A 24,295-nucleotide genomic window follows, 5' to 3' on the forward strand; every position below is an offset into this window, starting at 1 on the left:
ATCAGAACAGACAATAGCGCTGAGCTAGGGGTAACTCGGTAGCGGGTTCACATATTAATAACTGACCATCTGCACGCACCTCGTAGGTGTCTGGGTCCACATCCATCACTGGCTGATAATTATTCAAGACCATATCGGCCTTGGTGACACTGCGGCAGTTTTTAACGGCCACCAGCGGGCGATCTAATCCCAAGGTCGTCGCAATATCCGCATCAATGGCCGCCTGACTCACAAAGCTCACCGAAGTCTGTACACAAGCTTTGCCAAAAGCGCCAAACATCATCCGGTAGTGCACCGGCTGCGGCGTCGGAATCGACGCGTTGGGGTCGCCCATCGGCGCAGCGGCAATGGCCCCGCCTTTAATAATCATGGCGGGTTTAATGCCGAAAAACGCCGGCTTCCACAGCACTAAATCGGCAAGTTTACCCACCTCGATCGAACCCACTTCGTGACTGATGCCGTGGGCAATCGCCGGGTTTATGGTGTATTTGGCGATATAGCGACGGGCGCGGAAATTATCATTCTCTGCACTGTCTTCGGCCAGAGGGCCGCGCTGCACTTTCATTTTGTGGGCGGTCTGCCATGTACGGCACACCACTTCGCCAACGCGCCCCATGGCCTGGGAGTCGGAGGCAATCATCGAGAAGGCACCAAGATCGTGAAGAATGTCTTCAGCGGCAATGGTTTCCTTGCGAATACGAGAATCTGCAAAAGCCACATCTTCGGGAATATTCGGGTCAAGGTGGTGGCAAACCATGAGCATATCCAAATGCTCATCCACGGTATTCACCGTATACGGCCGTGTTGGGTTGGTTGAAGACGGTAATACATTCGCCGCGCCACAGGCTTTAATAATATCCGGCGCATGACCACCCCCGGCACCCTCCGTGTGATAGGTGTGGATAGTGCGGCCCTTAAAGGCGGCGAGGGTGTCTTCAACAAAGCCCGACTCATTCAAGGTATCGGTATGAATCGCCACCTGCACATCGTATTTGTCGGCGACGCTCAAGCAGCAATCAATAGACGCTGGCGTCGTTCCCCAATCTTCGTGCAGTTTTAAACCCATGGCACCGGCTTGGATTTGTTCTTCCAGCGAATCCGGCAAACTGGCGTTACCCTTGCCGAGAAAACCCAAGTTCATGGGAAAGCTTTCCGCGGCTTGCAGCATTTTACCCATATGCCACGCGCCCGGCGTACAAGTGGTGGCATTGGTGCCGGTCGCCGGACCGGTGCCACCACCGATCATGGTGGTCACGCCACTCATCAAGGCTTCTTCAATTTGTTGGGGGCAAATAAAGTGGATATGCGAATCGATCGCCCCCGCCGTTAATATCTGGCCTTCACCGGCAATAACCTCGGTGCCGGGACCAACAATAATATCGACATTTGGCTGAATATCCGGATTACCCGCTTTACCAATTGCGCAAATACGTCCCGCTTTAATGGCTACATCCGCTTTGACGACGCCCCAGTGATCCAAGATTAGGGCATTGGTTATGACGGTGTCCGGCGTGTGGGCGCTGCCCAATTGGCTCTGGCCCATGCCATCGCGAATAACCTTGCCACCGCCAAACTTCACTTCTTCACCGTAGGTGGTGAAATCTTTTTCAACTGAAATCCACAATTCAGTGTCGGCCAAGCGCAGGCGGTCGCCGACGGTCGGGCCGTACATATCCGCGTAAGCGCGGCGATCAATCTTGGACATAACTATGCTCCTTGCTTATCGAGTGCGCCCATCACATCGCCGCGAAAACCATACACTTCGCGCTTACCCGCCAACGCCACCAACTCTACTTGGCGGCTCTGCCCAGGTTCAAAGCGCACCGCCGTACCCGCAGCAATATTTAAACGAAAACCGCGGCTCGCCGGGCGGTCAAAAATCAAGGCGGGATTGGTCTCAAAAAAATGGTAATGCGAACCGACCTGTATTGGCCGGTCGCCACTGTTGGCCACATCTATCACACAGGTTTCGCGACCGACATTCAGGCTAATATCACCCGTGGCGACGATTATTTCTCCGGGAATCATACGTGCTCCGTTGGCTTTGCAATCGGCCGATTTAAACAATGGGGTTATGTACGGTGACCAACTTGGTGCCGTCGGGAAATGTCGCCTCAACCTGCACCTCGTGAATCATTTCCGCGATGCCGTCCATCACGTCGTCGCGACTTAAAACCTCGCGGCCAGCACTCATCATCTCCGCAACAGTGCGCCCCTCTCTCGCGCCCTCCATCACGGCCGCCGAAATTAAGGCAATCGACTCGGGATAATTCAATTTTAAGCCCTTGGCCAGACGGCGCTCGGCCAATAATGCGGCGGTAAACAGCAGTAATTTATCTTTATCTCTGGGACTTAATTCCATCGCGATCTCATCCTGTTTTCAAATAGCGCTTAGCTAAAGACGTAATTCAAGTATTCCAAATGCGCGGCTGGCAGGCTTCGCGGCTGTTAAACGCGGGCCTAAGCTGTGCCCACAACCAAGCAAATCCCTTGCGGCACTGCTCTGGTGAATCGCCAATATAACGAGCGATAAAAATATCCCTCTTCTGTGACAGCCCCCACTCCGCCGCAAGCCAATTGCTCTGCACGGCCAACTCAGCGAGACCGTCTCGTAGATTATCCATCATGGCTTGGTCGCAGCTCATCGTCACAAAAAAACTGCCACTCACCGAGGCACCGCCCATCCCCCATGGCGCCTCCAACATGGCGCTACCACCCAGCCACTCAGTACGTTCAACTAATAGCGGTTTACCGTCGCGACTAATCTCAATTTTTTGACGGCAACGACCCCGGGCAAAACCTTCACCACTCGCGCGGCGACCCAACACCACAATGTCCCAGGCGCATAATTGGGCGCTGCCCTGTAAAGCAAAATGATTGCTTAACTCCGCCTCGGCGCCTTCAAATACGATGGTTTCTTGGGGCAGCCATTCGAGGCAAGCGCCGTCGGCCAGCTCTGCACTCACACCCTGACATTGCGCGGTTTTAGCTAAATCACTGCGATACACTTTGCCCGCCGATGGCGTGGTCAGCAGCGCTTGCGCGCCCGAATCCAAGGCCACCGCCACCCGCAGCGTATCCCCTGCGACCATGCCGCCGGGGGGGTGCAATAGATAGACGTGACAGCAATCACCCTCAGGATAAAAGGGCCGCTGCACCCGCAACGGCCCTTTATGAGATATGCGCACCAAATCTGTGCGAATATTGCTCGCACGCAAGCCCAATTCAATTGCCGCCGGCCACGATTTAATTGGCGGCGTGGCCGCAGGCGCGTCATCAAGGGCAGAGCTTACGGTGGCTATAGCCGTCAACAGCGTTTCCTTTCATTTGTAAAACCAAAATTGCTCGATTGCAGCGCCGCTTAGCGCTCAACTTATTGAAGCCAAGACAGCAATATCTGTACCATCACTGTGCATTTTTATCGCCTTTGCGCTAAATCGGTTCTGATTACAGAAAGATGCGCACCATTATTAAGCGGACCACCAGGAAACCCTTGACGGAAAACGCTAAGATGCAATCAAACCCTAGCTGTATTTGCTTCTCTCGCCTCCCGTCCAGCATCTAGTTAGCCGATATCACTCGCAGCTCCCCAAAAACACCAATAAACGATACACTTGGGCAATCAATGAGGTAACGATCAATGGCAAAACCCGATTTTATTGCTCAGTTGGCGCAACAAGCCAGTAAGCTTATGAATAATGGCCCTGAAATTCAGCAGGACATCGAAGAAAAGGTACAGGTTTTACTCCAAGGCGGCTTTAGTCGCTTAAACATGGTGTCGCGGGCTGAATTCGACGCCCAAGTCGCGGTATTGAATCGCACCCGCAGCAAGTTGGAGCTACTGGAAAAGCAGCTCGCAGAATTAACCGAACAATTGGCGAACCCAACGAGCAGCGATAGCTAAACTTTCTCACGCCAAAACGGCATAGCACCGCCTTCAAGGATGAAGACATGCCCCTCGCAACCGTATACAGCCGCGCCAAACTCGGCGTGCAAGCACCACTGGTCACCGTGGAAGTTCATCTCTCTGGCGGCTTACCGGCTTTTAATATCGTCGGCTTACCTGAGGCGAGCGTTCGCGAAAGCCGCGACCGAGTACGTTCGGCCCTGGTAAATTCCCGCTTTGAATTCCCGGTCAGTCGCATCACTGTTAATCTTGCCCCGGCCGATTTACCCAAGGAAGGCGGCCGTTTTGATTTACCGATCGCCATCGGCATTTTGGTTGCCTCAGGTCAGCTACCCACAGCGCCATTAGCCAACTGTGAGCTGATTGGCGAACTTGGTTTGAGCGGGGAATTGCGCGCCGTGGATGCCGCGCTCCCCGCCGCCGTCCAGGCTGGCGAAGCGGGTCATAGCTTGATATTACCGGCCGCCAACGCTGGGCTAGCCAGTATTCTTGATGCGAGCGATATCCGCGAAGCCCACTCGCTACTCGCCGTGGTCGCCCATCTTCATGGCCAGCAAGCACTGCCTTATGCCAGCGCCGATAATGCGGCTGAAATCACCGAGAATTACCCCGACCTCTGCGAGGTACGCGGCCAAGCCAGCGCCAAACGTGCGTTAGAAATCGCCGCGGCTGGCGGTCACTCGCTCCTACTTAGTGGTCCTCCCGGCACCGGAAAGACCCTACTCGCCAACCGTTTACCCGGCATTTTGCCGCCGTTAAATGAAAGCGAGCGTTTAGAGATTGCCACCGTACAGTCAGTTGCGGGGCAGCCTCTACGCCTTAATCGACCTTTTCGCGCACCCCATCACACCGCCTCTGGGGTGGCTTTGGTGGGTGGCGGTAGCTATCCTCGCCCCGGCGAAATCTCACTGGCTCATAATGGGGTATTATTTTTAGATGAGTTACCTCTTCACTGTGATTGGCAAAAAGCACGGTTTCCCCTTTCTAAAAACACCCTATCTCTCTGATTTTTCGTTAAAAAATGATGGCATCGTCATTCGCATACTATGCGAATGACGCCCGTACGCAACCTGCAACAGTCCTGAATTAGCCATTAGCAGGGGCGCCATTTTCGCACCACATGCGACATATTCGCGGATTTTGCGAGTCGAGGCTGGACAACAAAAAAAAAGGGGAGAGAGCAATGTCCCAAAATCGCTTAAAAAACCTGAAAAATATGCGTTCACTGTCACTGCCAGAGGGAATTCGTACCTCACTAACATGGAAAGGAACCGACAATGGCCAACAATATAGTCCAACTTTTTTCCCTTACGGATGATTCGGCTAAGAATAAACGGACGCTGCTGCACAACCTAGATCATATGACCCAGGAAGAGTTCGCCCTGTTCCAGGATCTCGCGCAAGGTTTCAAGTGCCGTAATGCCAGCTCTGGCCGACGGTCTCTGCACGAAGTCGAAGCGCTGAAGATCGTCACAGAATTCTGCAGCTTTTGTCGGACTACTCCCTGGCACTGGACAGAGACCGACTTTGAGGCCTACTGCAGTTTCCTGTTGCGAGAAACCCGTCTGAAGCGCGAGTCAGTGCGGAAATACCAGTCCTTTATTCGCAGTTTTCTGAACTACGCCGTTACCAGCACCGTGTTCCAGCGACGCTGCGAGCAGCTGTTCGGAACCCGTATCGAGCACATCGCCACTCGGCACAACTGCATCGGGCATAAAAGCCAAAACATGTCGGAGACACGTCGCCGCAACTTCAACAAAGAGGAACAAAACAACTTTCTGGTGGTGGCCATGCAGCGCTATGAGTACAGCCGCGATCGCGGCCCCCGCATCGCCCTTCCCGCCGCTCGAGATGCGGTCCTTTTCCACATGCTGTTTCATACAGGGCTGCGGGTTGACGAGGCCCTGAACATCGACTGCAACCATTTCGACAGTCACATGAGCCGCCCCCAATGCAAGAACTTTGCCTCTGTCGTCGTGTGGGGCAAGGCCGCACCAGGGCAACCCAAAAAGCAGCGTCACGTCCGTATCGACAGTCCCCGCGTCGCTATGATGCTGGCATGGTACGCCAGCCAAATCCGACCCGAAATGGTCACTACGCGGCACCCCCACGAACAGGCTTTCTGGCTGAACACCCGCGGCACGCGCTTCAAGGATGGCGGGCTTTGGGAGCGATTCAGGTTCTGCATGATCGAGGCCGGGCTCGGCCACGCCAATGGACTCACGCCCCACAGTACACGTCATACGTCTATCACCAGCGATATCCAGGCAGGCGTAGATATTCGCACCGCGCAAGAAAAGCATGGCCACTCCTGGGCCTCGTCTACAGCAGGCTACTGCCACTACGATAGCGCCCATGCCGAGCACCAGTTCGCTCGAACACTGGATGCCCGTCTCGCGCGTCTTGAAAATCAAGCTGTTACATCAACAAAGCGCCCCACTACCCGAAACGAGGAGGATAATTGATGAACTCTCTCCCCCCGCGCCGCCAATTAACCTGGAATGCCCGCGAGCAAATGGAACTCCGAGGCTTAGATCGACACGGCTTACGTGATGCCTTGGTGACCGTCGGGGTTCGCCTCAGCTACTCCCAGGTCTGCCGACTCGTCAGCGATCAACCCGGGCGCCTGTCACTTAGCTTCCTAGAAGGATTGGTTACCGTTCTCGGCTGTACACCAGGTCAGCTGATCAGTGAGCACCGGCGCCCCATCATCAAACCTGGCCATCCAACCACCATCAATCTGCATGCTACCTGCTTCGATTTCCCTAGCAATGAAGATGCACCATGACCAATACCACCTCCCTGCATTGCGACCTCTGCGGTATTTCAATCCAGAAAGCCAGCTTCCGGCAAGAGGGTATTACAACCTGTAAATCGTGTTACCACCGGCATCTCGAGAAAGCCCACTGCCCGGACTGCGGTGGTAATTTTCGGCGCTTGCCCGGCTCCACCCGTAGTATTTGTCTACGCTGTACGAAAAAAGGACGCTGCTGCATCCGCTGCGAGAAAACCATTACCAGTGGTAAAATTGGAATCGTACTCGAGACCGGCCCGGTGTGCGCAAGCTGCCGTTGGTTTTATCGCGAACCGGAGCCGTGTAGCTGGTGCCACACCCCCTCCAAGCGACTGTCCCGGTACCCAAATTACGGCATCGTCGACCGGATCTGTCTTAGTTGCTACCGGAAAGAAATGCACTTCAATTGTCCTGGCTGCCGTCACAACCGTCTGCCGCATAAGCGTGACGAACATGGCACCCTGTTGTGCAAGTCGTGCTTCACACACGGGCCCTTCCACTGCCCCGAATGCGGGACGTTTCCCTCTATCCGCTACTCAAGCACGCGCTGCCAGGCTTGCTACGGCAAGGAGCGCGTAGCCCGAGTCGCCACCGAACTTGCTGCGCCACTCCAGTCCCCCGAGCTTCGCTTGGCCTTTCCTCGTTATGGACAACAACTACTGACTCGAAAGGTGACGCCCATCGTCGTTCGCCAGCTCAAGCGAGATATCGCTTTCCTTCAGCACCTAGATGAGAGTTATACGGACCTAACCGAAGTCACCACCCAGTCGTTGTTCGCGAGCTTCAAACGCCGGGGGCTGAAGAAAGATCATCAGCTCATGCTCAATTTCCTGGTTAGCCACAATCTGCTGCCCAATTTCCACCAGCCTGACATCGACGACCTTCACGAGGAAACGCTACAAGACGCGATCGTCCTCCAGGCACAAAATACGTGGTACCACATACTGCTCACTGAGTACCTACAAGAGCTACGACACAACTACCGTTTCCAATTGCGAAATGATATTCCAGCGTCGCTCCGCACCCTGACTTCCGCCATGAAATCGGCAAAAAGCCTCCTGACACATGCCACCGAACACTTGGGAGCGACCTCCCACACCGCACTCCGTAACGATACGATTCTGGCATTTCTCGACCTAAAGCCTGGCTATCGCAACTCGCTTAGGCGTTTCGTCGAGTTCCTCAACACCCGCCGAAAACGCTTCGGCGACGAAACTATTTCTCTTAAAACACGTCGCAACGAAGTCAGCCGCGCCTTGTTGACGACGGACCAACAAGCCGTGCTCTATCAAAGCTGGATTACTGCAAAAAACAAAGACACAAAAAAGGCGTTGGCCGGAATACTCATGCTGTTGTACGCCCAGCGAGGCCAGCAACTCGTGAAGCTTAAGATTAACGATATTCAGAAAACTGGGGATCGCAGCTATCTCATAAAGCTCGGACTATTTCCGTTACCGCTCACTGGTTCCGCCGCAGACATTATGGAAAAGTACCTCTGTTGGCGAGAATCCAACCTTGCACTCCGTCAGGACACCGAAAATCCCTGGGTTTTCCATAGCTGGCGCTATCAGCAGCCCCTTTCCCCTACATCCATCGCCGTTTATATCAAAGGTTGGGGGGTCACGGCAGACCAACTATTCCAATGCGCGCTTCGAGGAATCATCGAAGCCGGCGAAAACGACCCCGCCATCCTGCGCGATGGCTACGGTATCCACAATGCCACGGCTTCCAGCTATCTGCTTTCCGGCGGCAGAATAAAGAGCGACTAATCCGCTCCCCGCCGTATTCAACGGAAAATTATCATGAAAAATGAACCCCGCAGCAACAGCGAGCACGACGACACATTAATGATGACGTGAACATCACGAGTCGGAAGAAATCCATAGTCTCACTCGATCGCAGTCAGGTAAGAAATACAGTTTCGAAGAAACAAGAAATCGCTGACCAGAGAAGGCACCCCGACAGACCACGCAATCGGCTATTCTTTCAATCCTATCGAACGATACAGGACAAGCTACAGCTGTCGCCTTGTGGGTAAAAAGCGGACGGTCAAAAATCCCGAACTAGAAGGAAGTCTGTAGGTTTTTATACACGCTCAACGCCGCCAACAAGCCTTGGTTATGTGGTGCTCGCACATGGCGGCTTACTCAACGACATGGATAGCTAAACCGTTCAATCTAGTGTACGCGTCGCCTCGATTTACGCTCGTAGCAGTGCCAGTTAAAAATACGTTCCCGCCGGTTCCCGTCGCAGTACCTGAACCAAACCCGGTGGTAACACTGGGCGCATCCCGCTCGTCAATTATGGTAAGTATTACTCCATTTGCTCCGACCTTCGCCGCCTCTTCCTTTAAGCGCTGGATTGCCTCATTCATCAAGCTGGAGTTTTTCTTAAAATCATGACCAGCACTTACAGAAACAATAGCGATCTCTTCGAACTCATCTGGTGCAACTCGGTATAAACGAACCTTTTCAGGCGATATGGCGGGACGGGTGGTTCCTGTAACAATGGCATTACCATCCATAATAGTGCAGCCGGCAATCGCAGCAATCGCAATTGCTGTGATAAATGTGCCAATTGATTTCATGATCTCTACCTTGATTCGATTAAGCCACATAACGCCGCGTTAACTGGTGAATTGATATTGGCGGCTTTACTGCCCTCATTGCAGCAAAGGTGACAATATTACTGGATCCATTTGAACGCCTTGTTATGTATTTACTCACGCAAATGCTCCATTATTTGAAGCATTCTGAAAAATGGATTTCTAGCATCATGTGTTGTTTTTGAAGCTAGCTCACGAAGTACTTCAATTCTTTTTTTATACTCACCATTTATTACTAATTCAAGCCTTTCTATTTTTTCAAGATTCTCTGTTATATAGCCTACTGGGACAACTGGTGACCAAAACATAAATTTGTGATTTTTGAAATTGCCAAGACGCTCCTTGGCATATTCTTTTTGCCGCTCATGTTTATTTTTGATTTTTATAATTGTTGTTTTGCTATCTTTATATAGCAATCCACGGATATGCGTAGTGACCTCGCATAGATGTGCAGTGTTTGTTTCGAAATTTAAGCCAATAACGTCTAACTCACCGAGCCCTTTCAGGCCACCGCCAGGAATACGAGCATTATAGTCAATGACATCACAGCCCTCTATTAGCTGGAGGTGCGCTCCAACAATGAATTCTCCTATATCAGTTAACATGTGATAGTGATTTCCTTTGGATTACACATAACAGTAAATTCAAATGCGTTCCGCTTTATAACTCATGCACATAGTGAGCCTAAGCGTAGAGGTGATTAAGTAGTAAAATTCTATTTAAATCAGGATGATAGTAAGCTTGAGAGGGATTTTTCATTTGTGTGCATCCTGCATTTGATGTGGAATCCGCTTAGCTCTGAGCATAATCACTTTTCAATAAAAATCAATTGCTTAACTGATTTCCACCAGAATTAGTGAGCGCAATGCTGCTGAATACGAGTTTGACTGGACGTACTCAGCACTATTCAGCGACTGTCTGCTATTGTGACGCTGAAGCCAAACACTACCAGTATCTCCATTTATGCTCCTTTCGATTATTGGGTAAGTAGCTTTATTATTTTTACAAAATTGAATTACCAGAACCAGCACTACCGGCAATTTCCTCGGGAGATCTTGCTCTAACCCGGTAGCCCTGGCCTGTAGTGGGTAAAGTGAAATCTATAGCCCAGCTACCATCTTCTAGTTGAATAGCATCTTTCGCAGTGTATATTTGCTTCAGTTCCAACGTATCGTCCTCATGGTGCGCGATGTTTAGTCGATTATTTCAATAATCGCGCAGTATAGGCGTGTCGAGCAAACTGAGGGTTAGCGCCGGTTACACCTCCATACCTATGCAGCACATTGTCATTTGTACTAAAATTCACCTTGAGTAATACGGACGTTAATCTCACTTGCTGTTTTTCGACTAATGGTAGGAACTGGAAATGGAAAAGCTCAAAAAATATATTCTTAATACAAAGCCCGTAGTTTTGCCTACGGTGTTTGTTCTCGGTTTTGGTTCTGCCGTTGGCTCAGAAATTCTAGACATGATGGGAATCTATGAGGCACCACGAGGCTTTTTGATCGTAGGCCCATTTATCTATTTCTTCCTCAACACGTTTTTTCTCTACCTAGAGTTTGGCCGCAAAATTTTTATGGGTGGCCCAGTACCGGGAAATGGCACTGGGTATAGCAAAAGCTCGGCAGAAAGTGCTCACAGAGCTGCAACCATGCTTAATGTTACTGGGGTTTACTACGATCCGCGCAAGTGACTTTAATTGGGTCGTCATCAATATCACACGCTGAACAACATACCAAAACCATACTTAACAGGAGTTTTTATGCCGGTAGACAAGGAATTCGATTCGCTTGAACATGATATTGCGATGAACTTAGGAAAGTGTTGGGCGGCACTGCGGGACGATAAAGTGCTCGGTGTGATTGCCATGCGCGTACCTAATGATGTCGATTTTGAAGAGTTCAGAATAAAGGCGTCCCAATGCCTAGAGTTACTTGGCGAAGTTAAGTCAGGTGAATTAATCGAGCGCGACGGTGAGCGTTATTTCTTGCGGCGACTAACCCATGCCAACCGCGGTAAAAAGGTACGCGAACCAATTGAATACCCTATTTACCAACCAAGGCATCCGTTATAAGTCTCCTGAGAGCATCGTTGATAATTTGGTCAGTCTGCGATGTCCCGCTTTCGGGTCAATGACAGAATAATATCAGCTATCGTTACGGCCTCCCTTTCATACGAGGCCTCCCGCATGTCACTCAATACCAATACCGTCTTTAAGGTCAGCTGCCTAGTCTTACTTGGTACCCAGCTTTTTTCGGTCGCTTATCTCACGGGAAATAAGTTTCACTGGCTCTGACATGCTCTACCTCCTGTAGTCTCACACATACGGCATCTGCCGCGTAAACTGATCCGATAACTGTCTTTTGGATGTAACTAAAGTGTCTCACATTTGACCAGACTAGCAACGCCGTGGAATAGAGTCGTAATGCAGTGAATAAATAATGTGCCTGGTTAGGACGGATAAAAGACAGGTGGTGTCTTTGTGCCTGGCGGGGTACTGGATCGGTGGAAGTAAAGGCCCACCCGTCAGGTGGGCCAGAAGATCTTACTCTTGCTCAGGGAAACGCTTTTCAATATTGAGTTCAAACTCATCCATATACTGATAATTAATTAATATATTGTGCAATACATTCCAAGCATCATCACTGTATATGGGACCGATACCAAAACCTTGGAAGTGCGTATCCATCCCAAGGGCATGCATAAACTCATGCACGGCAATTTCGTTTAAATCTTGCCCTTGACTACATCCTCGCGGGTCATCTTGTCCGATGTGGATGACTAGCGGACCAAAAATAACACCGTTTTCATCAAACCAGCTCGGATCTTCTGAGTTCTCTCCTCCTAGCGCATACTGACTCCCGCGTGATTCTACAGTTCCACATGTCGACGGACTAATACTACCAAACATGCCAGTTGCCGTGCCCTCACTGACTATTAATCCACGCTCAACCTCATAATAATCAACATTGACAATAGAATTGCGGTCAAACAGCATCACTCCCATCTTAGTTTCAATCACGTCCATCGCATGATGTGCATATTGGCTATTGTTGTGTTTAACAGGAATTAGACCATCGCTAGCAATATCCCACTTTTTTAAGCGCCCAATCGTTTCGTCTTCCCAGTCGACGGGAGCACTTCTGACTCTTGGGCATCCCTCATCACCTTCAAACTCAGGATCATCAAGCTTTGATCGGTCATCGCACTCAGGGTACTCTTCAAAACCCCAATACGCATCCCGCTCACTAAATGCGTTCCCACCATAAAGATTGCTGATCTTGATATTTTCAAGAATCCCAGCTTCATCGACCGCTGGAGCAGCTGAGTCACCACCGCCACCGCCACCACCACAGCCCTGTAATGTCACCAATGCCGCAGTGAAAGCCAACCCGAGTAATGATTTCATTGTTCAAACCCTTCCCTTTGATTAAAAATCCATGAAGTAATGTGTTCGGTGAAAGCCCCACCGACGATCCGTGTCTAACCTATACCTCCATCTATGCTCCTTTCGATTATTGGGTTAGTAGCGTTATTATTTTTACAAAATTGAATTACTAGAACCAGCACTACCGGCAATTTCCTGCCTTGCGATACCCTGCATTGATAGCTTCTTGCTCAGATTTGAACTCACGTCGATTATGGACAGCGACCTTCTCATAGGCAGAACAACCCACTGACAAGTGGTAGATATGACTGTTCTTGTTACCCCGCACTCCCCAGCCAGATTGATTCGATGCGATCTGCTGAACGACGGGTTGCTTTTGTACCTGCCCCTTTGTCTGGTTAGCCAATCCTTCGCCTGAATTCTTATGACCACGCGACCAGCTGCGCTCACCTGTGACAAACGGATTAGAATGGCCCATACGCTTTGCTATACGGCGATCGCGCTCTTTCTCCCACTCCGATACTGGGTGCATATTGTTCCACGCCATAAATAACTGTTCTTGGCTTCGTGAAAGCTTCAAGTTGTACCGGTCGTGAATATAGAAATTCACTCTCGCGATCATGCCCCGTACTTCTGGTCGTGGTTCAAACCGTCTGCCCTTGAAATCTGTTTCAGCATCACACGCGCCATACTGAGTCGCTTCGCCGGGGATTTCTGCAAATCTGAAATTTGATCTGTCCGCGTTCACCTCTCCCGATGCGGGAGTCAGATTATGCATATCGGCTTCCATCACACTGAAAAACGGATCATTCGCGCTGCAATTCTTACGGCCACCGTTCTGCCAACACTGTCGTTGGCCGCCCATGCTACTCGCAGGGACAATATGTTCCCATTCAGTTCTGGCAGCCCGAACCGCTTGTGAGCGTGTCTTGTAGCCACAACTGGCAAGATCTATTCGCCCACCTGAAGCCCCTACCCAGCGCCAGTCACAACCACAATAAAAATCACCATCATCGTTGCGATCAAAGTAAACGTATTTTTTAAGCTCGGTTTTCGCCACCCCAAAACTCGTTGGTGCAGCATTGGCAAATGTCTGTCCAACAATGACGAGGAAAGCCATTAGCACCAATTTGTTTGCCCAATTAAAACTCCTGTTCATATACCTCTCCGTACCGCTCAAAAATTAGTACCTCCAGCCAATCGAAAACATTAAAACGTACCGCATCACAAAAGCAGAAACAAACCACTTCCTGTTCGTTCGATTCAAATGTGGGTGAATTGGTGTTTTATCTATATAGGGCTAGCCAAGAAGAAGTCCTATTTCCGTACCACGAACTGAAGGCGCATAACTGGACGCGTCGCCAATCCTTTACCGCCTTACTTTTCTTATAAGCTTACAACTTATAGCTTTAACCTATTTCAAAATAGATGAGGAATAGCCCCCGTATATGCTAACAACTTTGGGCGTGTTATAACTATAGCCCTGTCGCGAGTTTGGGCTCGAATGTTAGGCTGAGGACAGCTACAAGTAATTACGTAAGAAAATCTGCAAGGAGATCAAGGAATGCTCTCAATTACACGAAAAAACGGTCAATCGTTTTACGTTGGCGACGATATTGTTATTACTGTAAAGCGTGCGACTAAAGGTAGTGCCGTAATTTCTATCAAAGCCCCCGATGATATTTTGATAATGAGGACAGAGTTAATGGATGGGTCATTCACAGACATCCCAGTGCCCGATGTCGTGTTTGAGCCATTTCACAAAGAGCGATAAAGAATTTAAAGTCATTTCAAAAAAACGAAATTCTTTGCTCTGATACTCAAATGGCCTTCAATTCGCTGTATTCCAAATAATGAATACTATAAACCTAGGTTTTCTTTACATATAAAATTAGCTCCAGTATTCGCGCTGAAGCACTTTATTTATGCAAAGAAATTCCGTATAGAAATCTATGTAAAGACAAGGATCGTTTTCTATGTATATTGGCTATGCACGAGTATCCACTGCTGATCAACAAACAGACCTTCAGATCGACGCACTAACCAACGCGGGCTGCATAAACATCTACCAGGAGAGCGTATCTTCCGTCAGCAAATCGCGACCACAGCTAGAGGAATGTCTTCGCTGTCTACGCAAAGGAGATACTCTTATCGTCTGGCGATTAGATAGGCTCGGACGGAGCCTTAAAGATCTAGTTACCATTATCGGTGAACTTGAAGGCCGTGAGGTCGGTTTCCGATCACTCACCGAATCCATCGACACAACCACCCCAAGTGGCAGACTTATTTTCCATATATTTGGCTCGTTAGCCGAGTTTGAGCGAAACCTCATTCGCGATAGAACCCTTGCAGGGCTAGCCGCAGCAAGAGCCAGAGGCAGGAAGGGGGGTAGAAGACCTAAAATGACAACTAGAGATATACAAAAAGCGGCAGCAATGCTTTCCGACCCTAAAATTACAAAGTCAGATGTCGCTGCGCATTTTAATGTTTCAAGAGTTACGCTTAACGCTTCACTTAGACGAACGTCTTATGCATAGTTTGAGCACGGCCCAATTATTAGCTGCCGAATACTGCGATCTTTGTTGAATTTATTGGCGCCTGATTCTCTCGCCCCTAGTCGAATTCCGTCTCGAAATATGGTCATGCCACATGTAAGAAACTGTGGTCGTCGCCTTCCGGTAAAAGCAGACGGTCAAAAATACGTATCCGACGAAGGCCGTAGATTTTTATGCAGGCTCAACGTCCACTGCAGCTCTAATCAGGTGGCCAAATTTACTATGCCCTGAATCTACCAGCTGCCTTAAGTAAATTAGATCTAGGTACTGATAACAAGGAGGTCGTGAAATGACTACTAAAAGGAAAAAAATCAGCTTCGATGGCATCGCGCCATTAATGTCCAGCGAGGACGTTGATAAAAAGGATGATGAAAACGCGAAAGTGGGTGAGCCACATATAGATACAAATCGTAAAGCTTCAGTTGCGACACGTGCCAGCAGAGGCGAAACAATTGAAGGCGCCTGGGATAAATTGAAAGCACAGCTTAAAGAAGAAAAAGCCGCACGTGAGAAGGCAGAGGCCGAACGCGAGAAGGCAGAATCAGGGCGCGGCGTCGTTACGATTAAAATGCCGGTAACGGGTCAACTTGTTGAGTTCAAGCAGATAGAAGTTGATGTTGACCTTATTGATATTCCAGATGCCAACGGTCGTCGTCAGTCCTTGTTAGACGAATTAAGTTTGTCCGACATTTTGCCGTCGATAAGAAAGGAAGGGCAGCAGCGGCCGGGGTATTTGACGGTAAAAGAAGATGGTCGATTCGATTCTTTAGACGGATCTCGTCGTTTAGCTTCTTGTAAAATTGCTGGGATTACGAAGTACAAAGCTTTGGTCGGTGATGTGCCTGTCGCTGACCGGGCGAAATTCAGTGAGAACGAAAACAAGAACACGGCGCTGTCACATTGGGAGCAAGCACAAATATATGGCTCCATGGTAGAGCGTGGTGATTACACTACTTGGTATCAGTTGGGTGCTGCACTGAATATCAACGAAAACGACGTTAAGCGGTATAAGGCTTTGTATGAACTGCCTGAGCTGTTTGCCTCCCTGTTTACTACCCCAACAAACATGCAAAAAACATTTGGCCAAGTTATTGCTCAACTGATGAAAAAGAACAGTGAAAAGTTAATCCCGGCCGCGAAGCAATTGAAGGAGGAGAGGGCGAAGGTAATAAAAAATTCGGGCTCATGGAAAGATGCGGCTGATATTGTGAGTGTATTGAAAAGCTCAGTGAGAGCAAGATCGAATGACACTATAGCAGTCAAGGTGCGTGAGAATAAGCTGTATACGGTTGGTAAATCGAAAGTACAGGTGAAGCATTCGATTTCAACTACCAGTGGATCTGTAAAGTTTGAAATAGTAAGGAAAGGAATGAGTGAGGCCGATGTTGCTGCAGTTGAACAGCTTATCCTCAAGGCGCTCAACCAGATTTAAAGCCCTTTTTTAAGCAAGTATGGTCACATGTGACCATACTTGCCCTTGGACTCACTAAGTATTTGTTTTTAAAGATTATCTTAATAAAAACACGTTAAATATCACTACAAAACTTGTAGTAAAACCTGCCCATCTACCGAGCTAACTAATAGTTTTCATCCGATTCATACCCAAGACGCTTACCTAGATCATCGAGATCATTGAGTGAGAAGAACTTGAGGCTTAGGGTTCCTCTCCTGCTTTCTTTGCGCCATTGCACGGTAACTGGGAAGCCAATGGCATCCAGTACGGCCTTCATCCCTAAACTACCATCTTATAAAAGCCATCCATTATCACGACGACGTAAGAGATTTTCGATGCTGCGAGCCCCTACTTCACTACCAATTACATTTATTGGAACATTCCCGCCAAGCATCATATTGGGCGCTTTCAACCAATCTGCTACAGAATCAGTTTCAGCATTAAAGAAATCTACCGCACAATCAAAGATATGGGCCATCCTCAGTATTCGTTCAGATTCAAACATCGGGAATCTACCCTTCTTACATGCCATATATAATGCCGAGTCCGATATATACAAGGACTCGGCGATTTCAACATCAGAAAGCCCGGTCGCCTTTGACAACAATTCTAGTGACGAAAACGCAATTCCATCACGAACGACCGCTATCAAATCAGATCCGGGTTTTGAACTCTGCTCCAGAATAATAACAAATATTGACCCCTGCTCCGCATCATTACGCGGACTCGGCCCCTCAATAAAATCTATTCCGGATGACACGTCACAGAACTCATCGCATTGAGTGCTAATTTTGAGCTGGCGATACCGCGATCGATCATCATAAGAATGGTACGCAAACACAATCGTGAGCAACAGGGCCAAAAAACCGAACACACCTACAATCTCAACTGGAATCACCATTACCTCCTAGACGCATAGAATTGAATCTTGAGTGATTTAAACAAGAACATACAATCCCAAGCTAACCCGAAGTATCAAACTAGCAAGCTTAAGCCCCCGTCTGGCCCCGCCAAAAAGTCAGCAACAACTAAAGCAACATCTCTATTATCCTTAAAAGATATTATTAAGTTTAAGTTTAAAGGGAAATACTCGTTTTTCGCTCTTACGATCCACCTAAAAAAGCTTTCGCGATCCACCTGAAATTGCTCTTACGATCCACCTTTCAGGCTCTTACGATCCACCTAAAAAGCTTTCACGATCCACCATGTCAGCTTTCACGATCCACCACCTAGTCCTTGCATTCCAGCAAATACCGGATGGCACCTCCCACCGCTTCAACCCTTATAGTCTTCTTGATTATTAATAGGTTTAGGTATTACCCTGACCTATCAGGTCGTATCTGCGTGTTTTGCAAGGGCTAACCGAACTTTTCTGTTTCTAACCGAACTCACCAGTCTGAATACCCCCGCAAAGTACTCGAAGTACTGCGTGAACCCATCGAATCAGGCGAGGTGACCATCTCCAGAGCCACCCAGCAATTAACGTTTCCAGCTCGTTTCCAATTAATAGCCGCCATGAATCCATGCCCTTGCGGTTTTGACGGCGACAGCAGCAAAGACTGCCGCTGCACGCCCGACCAAATTCAGCGCTATCGCGGCAAACTATCAGGACCACTATTAGATCGTATTGACCTGCGTATTACCGTGCCGCGCCTTCCGCCGGGGGTTTTGCAAGAAGACGGTCTAGCGGAGAGTAGTGCCGCGGTTCGCGCGCGTGTTTGCGCGGCCCGCGAACGCCAATTGCAACGTAGTGGCACTATCAACGCCCAACTCAGCGCCGCGCAAGTACGGGAATTTTGCGCGCTCGACACCCCAAGCAAGCAATTTATGCTGAAAGCCGAACAGAAACTCGGGCTGAGCGCACGCGCCCATCACCGTCTGCAAAAAATCGCGCGCAGCATTGCCGACTTAGAGGGTGAGCACACTATCACTCTCTCCCACCTACAGGAAGCGCTACACTATCGTGGGGATTTTTAGAGTCCATTATCCCCCCCAGACCAGACCACACCACTGCCGCTAATTCTGCATACACCACCGTGCAGGAATCACCTTAACTTAAGCCTTTTGTTCCCTTGGCATAATATACGGCGAGGGTTCTTCCGGATTTGGGCGGGTTTTAAATCGCTGATGAACCCATAGATACTGCTCTGGAATTTCTTTGACATCACTTTCTAGCAAGCGATTAAACTCCCGCGCAACTGCCTCTGGGTCATCTGCCACCTCGTCCATCGGCGGTAATATGCGTAGCAAGTAGCGTCCATCCTCCTCGCGTCGAAAAAAGAATGGAACTAAAGCCGCGCCAGTACTCTGCGCCAATCGGCCTGGCACCGTGACGGTTGCCGCGTCGACACCAAAATAAGGTAAGAACACGCTGTGCTCCATACCGTATTCACCATAATCCTGATCTGGTGGATACCAAACGATCTTGCCCTTACGCAAGTATTTAAGCGCCTTACGCATATCATCACTAGGAATGAGGTCAGCAAACCGAAGCAAACGTGCCTCGCGAACAGTTGCCTCTTGCACGGGGTCCGGGTGACGTCGATACACGCAATGCACGCTGTAATGAAAACTCAGCATGCGCACACCCAGCTCCTGAGTCGTGAAGTGTGCACCCAATAACAATACGCCCTTCCCCCTCGCTAAAGCTTCATCTAAATGTTCAGCGCCCTCAAGGCGATATTGATCCCGTAAGATCGCGTCTTCACTAAACCAACTTGCCACGGAATCAAAAATACCCATGCCTAAGGCCTGCACATGACGGCGCAACAAGGCCTCCCGCTCGGAATCATCCAGCTCAGGAAAACACAGGGCGATATTGGTTCGAGCAACATGCAAACGCTGACCAAGAAATGGCCATAATACGGCGGCAATTCCCCGGCCCAAAGCGAGCTGCTTAGCCAAAGGCAACTTCGCAGATAGTTTGAGCAATCCATAGCTTAAACGCAGCATTACATGGCGCGGCCGCCACGGCGCTTTTGTACCATTATCATTGGATATGTCCGTGTTCGTCATTGCGATACCTGCCCAGCTAACGGAATTTGAAAACGCTCACAATAATCGCCAAAGCTGCGATCAAGATCCTCGGCACTGAGGCCAAAATCACTTAACTGATACTGATGACTACCGTGTTTATGCTGAGGGTTTGCCGCGAGATAATCGGCAACCCTGCCCGCCATGGCATCAGAATATGTATAGCCAAAATGCTCGTAAATACTGCGCAGCACCGCCGCTGGATCCCGCAACAAATCGGCATACTGAACGTCATACACCCGCTCTGGCGGATGATTCAGCCGGGCCTGCATGCCGCGCCGCAGCGAAGCAGCAAGCTGACTACTCAGGTGTCGCCCCACTTCCATGCAATCCACTTTGCCGCACGCCGCCTGTTGCATAACCGCATCTAAACTACAGATCGACGGTAAAACCTGTTTCGGGTCACGGTGGGTTTGCACCACACAGGCATCTGGGAACGTCGTCAACAATGCGTCAAGCCAATTCAGGTGCAGGGGGCTTTTTAACACCCAGTGACCGCCACCGCGCTGCCACTGCAAGATCTGCAATTGCAGCTTATACTCTTCATACGCCGCACAAATCTGTTCACGGCTGAGACCCTCAATCCACTGCCGGTAGTTGACGTCGTCCTCTTCAAAAACAGGCATGATATAGGCATTAGCCAACAAGCCCGCGCACTCTTCTGGCCCCAGGGGATCAATATCATGGATCCTCCGCAGTGCGGGCAGCATGCGCCACAGTCGCGCAATGATGTCTTCAGCGCGCGCCATTCGCGGGTCTGGTTCACCGACTTTATGGCTCTCTTCGGGGGTTGGTTGCATTGCCTCCCAAAACAGTAGTGGTCGTGAGGCGGGGTCCAGTGCCAAAAGCTTACTGAGCAATGTTGTACCGGTGCGCGGAAAAGCGGCGACAAATAATGGCCGCACAATTTGCTGCTCGCGGATTTCTGGATGACGTTTTAATAGATCTTGGATCCGTAGACGATTGACGAGTGGCTTTAGCAACACTTGCCATGCAACCACCCGCCCAAGTGGGCTCAAGCGTTTATTATTTTTAAGGTAGCTTAACCGCAGGCGCAAAGGCTCAAGAAAGCGTTGATCGCCAAAATCATCGAGCCCGGTCTTTTTCCGTGCAGCCGCCATGAGCTTTTGCTCAGAAAAGTCGGGGTAATTGAGTCCCCAAGACTGAGCCTTGCCTAAGCACCACGCCAAGCCACGTACCAAGGGGCCAATCTGCAGCGGCTGCTGCCATGGCTTTTGCTGACAAGAATCACTATGACTCATTTGTAATTCTCCGTGCCAAACGGACAGCTTACGCAAGTCATTGGCAGTAAATAAAAATATGTCTTTAAATATATCAAAGCAACAGCAAATACACATCCTGCTATATTCGACCGCATCACAAAAATACGACCTGAAACATTTTAATGTCATTCACGGGGACAAATTTCCGCATAAACAATCCCTTTAAGGCACAGGCGAACTCAGCCACGGTGCATTAGCGGTATTAATAAGCTGCATCGCCTCTGAGAGTTCTTGTTGGCCATAGGCGCTGGTACAATGCTCGGCCCTTCTTGCATTACCCGGGATAGATCATCAGCGTGAGTAAACTCAACGACAGACAGCGCGAAGCGGTTCGTTATATCGACGGTCCTATATTGGTGCTGGCTGGTGCAGGCAGCGGTAAAACCAGCGTTATTACTCGCAAAATGGCCTATCTGATTGAGAAATGCGGCATGCCAGCCCGCCACATTGCGGCGGTAACCTTTACCAATAAAGCTGCCCGAGAAATGAAAGAGCGGGTCTCCCAGCTGGTAAAAGGCAAAGAAGCGCGAGGTCTCACGGTGTCAACCTTCCACAACCTCGGCATGACGATTCTGCGCAGCGAGTACAAAGCATTAAAATACAAATCCGGCTTTTCTATTTTCGACGCCCAAGACGCGCAAACCTTGATCCGCGATTTATTAATGCAGGATCACGGCGCGGAGAGTGACAACGCCGACCGTATTCAGCAGCGCATCTCCCAGTGGAAAAACGAATTCATTACCCCCGAACAAGCCATTGCCAGTGCCGATGGCCCCGCTGACATTCTGTGCTCACAAGCCTATCTGCGCTACCAAAGCGCGTTAAAAGCCTATAACGCGTTGGATTTCGACGATTTAATCATGCTGCCTGCGCTCTTGTTTGAGCAGCAACCGGCTATTTTAGAAAAATGGCAGCAGAAAATTCGCTATATGCTGGTGGACGAATACCAAGACACCAATGGCTCGCAATACCATTTGGTTAAACAGTTGGTCGGCAACCGCGGTGGGCTGACCGTGGTGGGTGATGACGACCAGTCTATTTACGCATGGCGTGGCGCCAAACCAGAAAATCTCGCCTTGCTTAGCAAAGACTATCCGCACTTAAAGCTGGTCAAGCTGGAGCAGAACTATCGCTCTACCGCACGCATTCTTAAAGCCGCCAATACCGTTATTGCCAATAACCCTCACGAAATGAATAAGGCGCTGTGGTCAGAGCTTGGCTATGGCGATCCGATACGCATCATTCGCTGCCGCAATGACGACGCCGAATGCGAGCGAGTGGTCACCGAAATTCTCGATCACAAGCTTCGTACCCAGGGTCGTTTTGGTAACTACGCGGTGCTGTACCGGGGAAATCATCAGTCGCGCCTGCTTGAGCTAAAGCTTCAGGTTCACCAGATACCGTATAAACTTAGCGGCGGCACCTCGTTTTTCAGTCGCAATGAGATTAAAGACATCATGGCCTATCTACGCCTGATCATTAATCCCGGCGACGACAATGCCTTTTTACGTATAGTAAATGTACCTCGTCGTAAAATAGGCACATCGACCTTAGAGAACCTCGGGCGCTACGCCACCGAGCGTGAAATTAGCATGTACGAGGCCTGCGACGAGTTCGGCTTAGCCCAAACCCTTCCAGCAGCCGCGCTATTGCGACTACGTGAATTCACCAGTTGGCTGAGCAATCTGCGCCGCAAATGTTATGAAGACGACCCCATCAGCAGTATTCGCCAGCTGTGCAGCGATATTGACTACCTCGACTGGCTGATTCAAAACAGCTCCTCGGTAGCCATTGCTGAGCGCCGCATGGCCAATGTCCACATTCTCATCAATTCATTGGAAAAATCCCTGAAGGACGATGAAAGCGAGAATGCCATTGAGGGCGCGATAACGCGCTTGGTACTGAGGGATTTGATGGAACGCCAAGAAGACGAGAAAGAGAGCGATGATCAAGTGCAGCTAATGACCTTGCACGCAGCCAAAGGTTTGGAATTTCCGCATGTGTTTATGATTGGTCTGGAAGAAGGAATTCTGCCTCACCAAAACAGCATTGACGACGGCATGGTCGAAGAAGAACGTCGCCTATGCTATGTAGGCATTACCCGCGCTCAGCGTACCTTAACCATGAGTTACTGCGCCAAACGCAAAAGCTTTGGCGAATTCACCAGCTGTGAACCCAGCCGCTTCCTCGCCGAGCTACCCCAAGAAGATGTGGAATGGGAAGGTCGCGGTGACGCCGACCCTGCACAAAATCAAAAGCGCGGCGGCGAAACATTGGCCAGCCTCAGAGATATGCTGGGTTAACACGCTTAGCAGAAGGCGATGGTTCTACCGCCAAAAGGCAATTTTACAAATCACCGGCTGGGTAAAACGCGGGCCACGTAAGTAAGCGAGTACTTGCACCAATAAAACCGCCATCTATCGCGTAATTCAAGGCGCGCTCTAAATTAACAACACCATTGCTCAGTGGGTTAATACTCAAACTCACTGACAACACGCTGGTCACCGCCAAAGCACCGCCCTGCGCCGTAAAGATTGGACCACCGCTGTCGCCAGAAAGACCGGGGGTATCCGTCGCAATGTCATAGGCCCAGCCATCGGCCCGCACCGCTGTAATCTGACCTTCTTTGGCTTCCCTGCTGCGGATACCAAAATGAAGCGGAGACTGACCAAAGGCAAACACTCCGTCATCAACTGCCGCCACACCAGTGAAAAAGCTCGTCGGGCCACCAAATGCGATGGCCGCGGGGTGAACATTTGCAAAATCGTCGGGGTGAATTTTGACGAGGGCGAAATCATTATAGGTACAGATATCCGAGCCAGCTGTTTCGCCCATTTCCTGCATTGCTCGCCAGCTGGTATACACCAGTTCACCGGGCTGAGTCGCGTTCTCGATCGTGATTTCGTTAAAGCCAATAGCCAAATTATTGCTTTCGCAGGGATCTACGCCAGAATTGGTATCCGAGCTAAAGCAGTGGGCGGCGACCCCGATATACACCGTCTGGGCGTTTGGGGAAAACAAAAAGTTACTGGTGCAGCTGCTGCCATCAGCAACAATTTCAACACCGGGGCGAATTTGCGTAGCAGACGGCGTGCCCTGATTTATCGGTAAAGACGCACTCGGTACTGTTGTTGTTCTATCCGAACTGCTACTTGTCGATGACGAACCTCCGCAAGCACTCAACACAAAAATTGCCGCCAATACTAGCCACTGTTTTATCATTTTCGTCCCCACGGAGGTATAAGCAAGCTCAATACTACATCAGATATCACGGGAA

At 49.9% G+C, this 24,295-nt stretch carries 22 protein-coding genes and 2 pseudogenes; 12 read left to right on the forward strand and 12 right to left on the reverse strand.

What is annotated here, in order from left to right; genetic code table 11:
* Window position 1: 1 nt before the first annotated feature.
* Genes ureC through ABD836_RS06945 form a run of 4 tightly spaced genes read right to left on the reverse strand, consistent with a single transcriptional unit; the run spans window position 2 to window position 3,311 of the window.
* Window positions 2-1,705 carry an urease subunit alpha gene (gene ureC / locus ABD836_RS06930; protein WP_344933871.1) on the reverse strand — a complete coding sequence of 568 codons (1,704 nt, stop codon included), beginning with the start codon at window positions 1,703-1,705 and terminating at the stop codon, window positions 2-4.
* Between the two features lie 2 nt (window positions 1,706-1,707).
* Window positions 1,708-2,028, reverse strand: coding sequence for an urease subunit beta (locus ABD836_RS06935; RefSeq protein WP_344933873.1), 321 nt, complete (start codon window positions 2,026-2,028; stop codon window positions 1,708-1,710).
* Window positions 2,029-2,059: 31 nt separating this feature from the next.
* A complete protein-coding gene (gene ureA, locus ABD836_RS06940) occupies window positions 2,060-2,362 on the reverse strand; it encodes an urease subunit gamma (RefSeq protein ID WP_344933875.1) in 303 nt (100 codons plus the stop codon).
* A 46-nt stretch (window positions 2,363-2,408) separates the two neighbouring features.
* The gene (locus ABD836_RS06945) at window positions 2,409-3,311 is read right to left on the reverse strand and encodes an urease accessory protein UreD (protein ID WP_344933877.1); all 903 of its coding nucleotides are present in this window, start codon (window positions 3,309-3,311) and stop codon (window positions 2,409-2,411) included.
* A gap of 329 nt (window positions 3,312-3,640) precedes the next feature.
* On the opposite strand from ABD836_RS06945, the gene ABD836_RS06950 reads away from it, so the two are divergent.
* The 5 genes and pseudogenes from ABD836_RS06950 to ABD836_RS06970 all read left to right on the forward strand — a co-directional run bounded on the left by ABD836_RS06950 (window position 3,641) and on the right by ABD836_RS06970 (window position 8,470).
* A complete protein-coding gene (locus ABD836_RS06950) occupies window positions 3,641-3,904 on the forward strand; it encodes an accessory factor UbiK family protein (protein WP_344933879.1) in 264 nt (87 codons plus the stop codon).
* Between the two features lie 47 nt (window positions 3,905-3,951).
* Window positions 3,952-4,854: pseudogene (locus tag ABD836_RS06955) on the forward strand (YifB family Mg chelatase-like AAA ATPase); the annotation flags it as partial.
* 330 nt (window positions 4,855-5,184) lie between these two features.
* On the forward strand, window positions 5,185-6,372 hold the full coding sequence (locus ABD836_RS06960; RefSeq protein WP_344933882.1) for a tyrosine-type recombinase/integrase: 1,188 nt from the start codon (window positions 5,185-5,187) through the stop codon (window positions 6,370-6,372).
* The gene (locus ABD836_RS06965; RefSeq protein ID WP_344933885.1) at window positions 6,372-6,695 is read left to right on the forward strand and encodes a helix-turn-helix domain-containing protein; all 324 of its coding nucleotides are present in this window, start codon (window positions 6,372-6,374) and stop codon (window positions 6,693-6,695) included. Before ABD836_RS06960 ends, ABD836_RS06965 begins: the two co-directional genes overlap by 1 nt.
* A 635-nt stretch (window positions 6,696-7,330) precedes the next feature.
* Window positions 7,331-8,470: a hypothetical protein gene (locus tag ABD836_RS06970; RefSeq protein WP_344933887.1), complete on the forward strand. Its 1,140-nt coding sequence runs from the start codon at window positions 7,331-7,333 to the stop codon at window positions 8,468-8,470.
* A 374-nt stretch (window positions 8,471-8,844) separates the two neighbouring features.
* Here ABD836_RS06970 and ABD836_RS06975 read toward each other — a convergent pair whose 3' ends face one another.
* Window positions 8,845-9,288, reverse strand: a complete 444-nt coding sequence (locus ABD836_RS06975; RefSeq protein ID WP_344933889.1) for a DUF4156 domain-containing protein — start codon at window positions 9,286-9,288, stop codon at window positions 8,845-8,847.
* Between the two features lie 131 nt (window positions 9,289-9,419).
* Entirely contained in the window at window positions 9,420-9,911 is a 492-nt protein-coding gene (locus ABD836_RS06980; RefSeq protein ID WP_344933891.1) for a hypothetical protein, read from the reverse strand.
* Window positions 9,912-10,672: 761 nt separating this feature from the next.
* Between ABD836_RS06980 and ABD836_RS06985 the strand changes: the two genes are divergently transcribed.
* Complete coding sequence (locus tag ABD836_RS06985) at window positions 10,673-10,999, forward strand: hypothetical protein (RefSeq protein ID WP_344933893.1); 327 nt, start codon at window positions 10,673-10,675, stop codon at window positions 10,997-10,999.
* Window positions 11,000-11,068: 69 nt separating this feature from the next.
* Window positions 11,069-11,380 carry a hypothetical protein gene (locus ABD836_RS06990; protein ID WP_344933894.1) on the forward strand — a complete coding sequence of 104 codons (312 nt, stop codon included), beginning with the start codon at window positions 11,069-11,071 and terminating at the stop codon, window positions 11,378-11,380.
* A 471-nt stretch (window positions 11,381-11,851) separates the two neighbouring features.
* On the opposite strand, the gene ABD836_RS06995 is transcribed toward ABD836_RS06990, so the two are convergent.
* Together ABD836_RS06995 and ABD836_RS07000 are read right to left on the reverse strand one after the other, a co-directional pair.
* Complete coding sequence (locus ABD836_RS06995) at window positions 11,852-12,715, reverse strand: hypothetical protein (RefSeq protein ID WP_344933897.1); 864 nt, start codon at window positions 12,713-12,715, stop codon at window positions 11,852-11,854.
* Window positions 12,716-12,875: 160 nt separating this feature from the next.
* Window positions 12,876-13,853 carry an endonuclease gene (locus tag ABD836_RS07000; RefSeq protein WP_344933899.1) on the reverse strand — a complete coding sequence of 326 codons (978 nt, stop codon included), beginning with the start codon at window positions 13,851-13,853 and terminating at the stop codon, window positions 12,876-12,878.
* Window positions 13,854-14,258: 405 nt separating this feature from the next.
* Here ABD836_RS07000 and ABD836_RS07005 point away from each other — a divergent pair, with 405 nt between their 5' ends.
* From ABD836_RS07005 to ABD836_RS07015, 3 genes are all read left to right on the forward strand, one after another.
* Window positions 14,259-14,468, forward strand: a complete 210-nt coding sequence (locus tag ABD836_RS07005) for a carbon storage regulator (RefSeq protein WP_344933901.1) — start codon at window positions 14,259-14,261, stop codon at window positions 14,466-14,468.
* Between the two features lie 202 nt (window positions 14,469-14,670).
* Window positions 14,671-15,231 (forward strand): recombinase family protein, encoded by a 561-nt coding sequence (locus tag ABD836_RS07010; RefSeq protein ID WP_344933903.1) that lies wholly within the window; start codon window positions 14,671-14,673, stop codon window positions 15,229-15,231.
* 307 nt (window positions 15,232-15,538) lie between these two features.
* The gene (locus ABD836_RS07015) at window positions 15,539-16,681 is read left to right on the forward strand and encodes a ParB/RepB/Spo0J family partition protein (protein WP_344933905.1); all 1,143 of its coding nucleotides are present in this window, start codon (window positions 15,539-15,541) and stop codon (window positions 16,679-16,681) included.
* A 313-nt stretch (window positions 16,682-16,994) separates the two neighbouring features.
* Here ABD836_RS07015 and ABD836_RS07020 read toward each other — a convergent pair whose 3' ends face one another.
* Window positions 16,995-17,603, reverse strand: a complete 609-nt coding sequence (locus ABD836_RS07020; protein ID WP_344933907.1) for an antitoxin Xre/MbcA/ParS toxin-binding domain-containing protein — start codon at window positions 17,601-17,603, stop codon at window positions 16,995-16,997.
* Between the two features lie 506 nt (window positions 17,604-18,109).
* Here ABD836_RS07020 and ABD836_RS07025 point away from each other — a divergent pair.
* Window positions 18,110-18,679, forward strand: a pseudogene (locus ABD836_RS07025) (ATP-binding protein); the annotation flags it as partial.
* Window positions 18,680-18,757: 78 nt separating this feature from the next.
* Here the strand turns inward: ABD836_RS07025 and ABD836_RS07030 are convergent.
* Both ABD836_RS07030 and ABD836_RS07035 read right to left on the reverse strand, forming a co-directional pair.
* Entirely contained in the window at window positions 18,758-19,717 is a 960-nt protein-coding gene (locus ABD836_RS07030; protein ID WP_344933913.1) for an LpxL/LpxP family acyltransferase, read from the reverse strand.
* On the reverse strand, window positions 19,714-20,997 hold the full coding sequence (locus ABD836_RS07035; protein ID WP_344933916.1) for a sulfotransferase family protein: 1,284 nt from the start codon (window positions 20,995-20,997) through the stop codon (window positions 19,714-19,716). Before ABD836_RS07035 ends, ABD836_RS07030 begins: the two co-directional genes overlap by 4 nt.
* A gap of 317 nt (window positions 20,998-21,314) precedes the next feature.
* Between ABD836_RS07035 and rep the strand changes: the two genes are divergently transcribed.
* A complete protein-coding gene (rep, locus tag ABD836_RS07040) occupies window positions 21,315-23,321 on the forward strand; it encodes a DNA helicase Rep (RefSeq protein ID WP_344933919.1) in 2,007 nt (668 codons plus the stop codon).
* 43 nt (window positions 23,322-23,364) lie between these two features.
* On the opposite strand, the gene ABD836_RS07045 is transcribed toward rep, so the two are convergent.
* Window positions 23,365-24,240 carry a trypsin-like peptidase domain-containing protein gene (locus tag ABD836_RS07045; protein ID WP_344933921.1) on the reverse strand — a complete coding sequence of 292 codons (876 nt, stop codon included), beginning with the start codon at window positions 24,238-24,240 and terminating at the stop codon, window positions 23,365-23,367.
* Window positions 24,241-24,295: the final 55 nt, after the last annotated feature.

The organism is Zhongshania borealis, from assembly GCF_039539625.1.
Classification (GTDB): domain Bacteria; phylum Pseudomonadota; class Gammaproteobacteria; order Pseudomonadales; family Spongiibacteraceae; genus Spongiibacter; species Spongiibacter borealis.

Bases quoted from the DNA above. Each gene is read 5' to 3' on its own strand.
- ureC (WP_344933871.1), bottom strand. From the start codon at position 1,705: ATGTCCAAGATTGATCGCCGCGCTTACGCGGATATGTACGGCCCGACC.
- ABD836_RS06935 (WP_344933873.1), bottom strand. From the start codon at position 2,028: ATGATTCCCGGAGAAATAATCGTCGCCACGGGTGATATTAGCCTGAAT.
- ureA (WP_344933875.1), bottom strand. From the start codon at position 2,362: ATGGAATTAAGTCCCAGAGATAAAGATAAATTACTGCTGTTTACCGCC.
- ABD836_RS06950 (WP_344933879.1), top strand. From the start codon at position 3,641: ATGGCAAAACCCGATTTTATTGCTCAGTTGGCGCAACAAGCCAGTAAG.
- ABD836_RS06960 (WP_344933882.1), top strand. From the start codon at position 5,185: ATGGCCAACAATATAGTCCAACTTTTTTCCCTTACGGATGATTCGGCT.
- ABD836_RS06965 (WP_344933885.1), top strand. From the start codon at position 6,372: ATGAACTCTCTCCCCCCGCGCCGCCAATTAACCTGGAATGCCCGCGAG.
- ABD836_RS06975 (WP_344933889.1), bottom strand. From the start codon at position 9,288: ATGAAATCAATTGGCACATTTATCACAGCAATTGCGATTGCTGCGATT.
- ABD836_RS06980 (WP_344933891.1), bottom strand. From the start codon at position 9,911: ATGTTAACTGATATAGGAGAATTCATTGTTGGAGCGCACCTCCAGCTA.
- ABD836_RS06985 (WP_344933893.1), top strand. From the start codon at position 10,673: ATGGAAAAGCTCAAAAAATATATTCTTAATACAAAGCCCGTAGTTTTG.
- ABD836_RS06990 (WP_344933894.1), top strand. From the start codon at position 11,069: ATGCCGGTAGACAAGGAATTCGATTCGCTTGAACATGATATTGCGATG.
- ABD836_RS06995 (WP_344933897.1), bottom strand. From the start codon at position 12,715: ATGAAATCATTACTCGGGTTGGCTTTCACTGCGGCATTGGTGACATTA.
- ABD836_RS07000 (WP_344933899.1), bottom strand. From the start codon at position 13,853: ATGAACAGGAGTTTTAATTGGGCAAACAAATTGGTGCTAATGGCTTTC.
- ABD836_RS07005 (WP_344933901.1), top strand. From the start codon at position 14,259: ATGCTCTCAATTACACGAAAAAACGGTCAATCGTTTTACGTTGGCGAC.
- ABD836_RS07010 (WP_344933903.1), top strand. From the start codon at position 14,671: ATGTATATTGGCTATGCACGAGTATCCACTGCTGATCAACAAACAGAC.
- ABD836_RS07015 (WP_344933905.1), top strand. From the start codon at position 15,539: ATGACTACTAAAAGGAAAAAAATCAGCTTCGATGGCATCGCGCCATTA.
- ABD836_RS07020 (WP_344933907.1), bottom strand. From the start codon at position 17,603: ATGGTGATTCCAGTTGAGATTGTAGGTGTGTTCGGTTTTTTGGCCCTG.
- ABD836_RS07030 (WP_344933913.1), bottom strand. From the start codon at position 19,717: ATGACGAACACGGACATATCCAATGATAATGGTACAAAAGCGCCGTGG.
- ABD836_RS07035 (WP_344933916.1), bottom strand. From the start codon at position 20,997: ATGAGTCATAGTGATTCTTGTCAGCAAAAGCCATGGCAGCAGCCGCTG.
- ABD836_RS07045 (WP_344933921.1), bottom strand. From the start codon at position 24,240: ATGATAAAACAGTGGCTAGTATTGGCGGCAATTTTTGTGTTGAGTGCT.